This window comes from Microbacterium testaceum (assembly GCF_001476655.1).
Taxonomy (GTDB): Bacteria; Actinomycetota; Actinomycetes; order Actinomycetales; family Microbacteriaceae; genus Microbacterium; species Microbacterium testaceum_C.
Genome location: NZ_LDRT01000218.1, coordinates 1 through 2,091, shown reverse-complemented (window position 1 = coordinate 2,091; position 2,091 = coordinate 1). Strand labels below are relative to the sequence as shown.

The 2,091-nt window shown below is 68.9% G+C and carries 2 protein-coding genes and 1 pseudogene; 2 read left to right on the top strand and 1 reads right to left on the bottom strand.

All coding sequences use genetic code 11. The features are described 5' to 3' along the window. A pseudogene (locus tag NS220_RS18530) lies at positions 1-514 on the bottom strand (hypothetical protein); the annotation flags it as partial. 285 nt (positions 515-799) lie between these two features. On the opposite strand from NS220_RS18530, the gene rplK reads away from it, so the two are divergent. Further along, positions 800-1,231 (top strand): 50S ribosomal protein L11, encoded by a 432-nt coding sequence (gene rplK / locus NS220_RS18525; RefSeq protein ID WP_058232721.1) that lies wholly within the window; start codon positions 800-802, stop codon positions 1,229-1,231. A gap of 11 nt (positions 1,232-1,242) precedes the next feature. After that, the gene (rplA, locus tag NS220_RS18520; RefSeq protein WP_058625438.1) at positions 1,243-1,935 is read left to right on the top strand and encodes a 50S ribosomal protein L1; all 693 of its coding nucleotides are present in this window, start codon (positions 1,243-1,245) and stop codon (positions 1,933-1,935) included. Positions 1,936-2,091 lie beyond the last annotated feature (156 nt).

Sequence of the window (2,091 nt, the reverse complement as noted above, 5' to 3'; positions counted from 1 at the left end):
GCGTCGCGGCGAGGTCGCGCAGGTCGGTCGAGGTGACCGTCCCGGTCCGAAGGGCGGCATCCGTGACCGCCAGTGCGAACGCGGGAGGCAACACTCGCGCGAGATCCACGACGACGTCCGCGAGAGGGGAACACCGGATGCCCTCGCGCGCGACGGTGCGGCGACGGTCGGCGCTCGTGTGCACGCGCACGTCGCCGTATGCGACCGAACGCGCGCGTCGCCCGTCGAAGAGGTGGATGTGCCGCGGATGACCGAAGGTGGGCAGGCCGTGCAGAGCGGCCGCCGACTCATGCGCGAACACCGCGTCCGGGTTGACGAGCCGGAACGCGTGCACGCGCACGAGATACCTGTCCCATGGCGGCAGCGCCTCCCACCCGTCCCGTTCCGTGTACACCCCCGGCCGGATGCGATGCAGACCGGGGTCGCGCGACGGGTGCGTTCCCGGGGAGGGGGTCTCGGCCGCGGCGAACAACGGGAGAGGCGCGCCTCGGAACGCGGGGGAATCGGCATCCATCCGCCGAGGGTGGCGCAAACGGCGCGTCCGCGGTGACCGTGTGTGGATAACCCGGGCGCGCTCTGCCGATAAACGCCGTTCAGGCTGAGACTCGCGGCGTCGCACCGTGTATCGACACGGACGGCGTTTATCGGCGGGTGGGGTGGGCAGGGATGCAGGATGCCGAGACCTGGCGTATGATGGGGAGGTTGCTCGCGCGTCAGCGCGGCGACGACCGCTGTCCGGAACCGCCGGATGTGCGGGAGAGCACGGGCAGCCGCCCGGGCTCGAGGAAAGGAAAAGGATATGGCACCCAAGAAAAAGGTGACCGGCCTGATCAAGCTCCAGATCAAGGCGGGTGCGGCCAACCCCGCGCCGCCGATCGGTCCGGCGCTCGGTCAGCACGGCGTCAACATCATGGAGTTCTGCAAGGCGTACAACGCGGCGACCGAGGCCCAGCGCGGCAACGTCATCCCCGTCGAGATCACCGTCTACGAGGACCGCAGCTTCACGTTCATCCTGAAGACGCCCCCGGCTGCAGAGCTCATCAAGAAGGCCGCCGGCCTTGCGAAGGGTTCGCCCACCCCGCACACCACCAAGGTCGGCAAGCTGACCAAGGAGCAGGTCCGCGAGATCGCCACCACGAAGCAGCCCGACCTGAACGCGAACGACATCGAGGCCGCCTCGAAGATCATCGCCGGCACCGCCCGTTCCATGGGCATCACGGTCGAGGACTGAGGGAGATAACAATGGCTACCAAGTCCAAGGCATTCCGCGCCGCTGCTGAGAAGATCGCGGCCGACACGTTCTACACCCCGACCGAGGCCGTCGCCCTCGCGAAGGAGACCGGCTCGAAGAAGTTCGACTCGACCGTCGAGGTCGCGCTCAAGCTCTCGGTCGACCCCCGTAAGGCCGACCAGATGGTCCGCGGCACGGTCATCCTGCCCCACGGCACGGGTAAGACCGCTCGCGTCATCGTCTTCGCCAACGGCCCCGCGGCCGAGGCGGCCCTCGCCGCCGGCGCCGACGAGGTCGGTGGCACCGACCTCATCGAGAAGGTCGCCGGCGGATACACCGCGTTCGACGCGGCCGTCGCCACGCCCGAGCTCATGGGCCAGGTCGGTCGTCTCGGTAAGGTCCTCGGACCCCGCGGCCTCATGCCGAACCCCAAGACCGGCACCGTGACCCCCAACCCGGCCAAGGCCGTCGAGGAGATCAAGGGCGGAAAGATCGAGTTCCGCGTCGACAAGCACGCCAACGTGCACTTCGTCGTCGGCAAGGCTTCGTTCTCGGCCGAGCAGCTCGACGAGAACCTGAAGGCCGCGCTCGAGGAGATCGTCCGCCTCAAGCCGTCCAGCTCGAAGGGCCGTTACATCCAGAAGGGCGCCGTCTCGACCACCTTCGGTCCCGGCATCCCGCTGGACGTCAACGTCCTGGTCTGACGACCGTCACCGGAAGCCCCGCTGCGCCTCGCGCCGGCGGGGCTTCCGCGTGTCCCGGGCATCCCACGGATGCACGGACGTGCAACACGGCGTCATCCGGGAAGACTCTCCGCGCGCCTCGTGTTGTGCTGAAAGGCGCGCATCGCGCCACCCCCC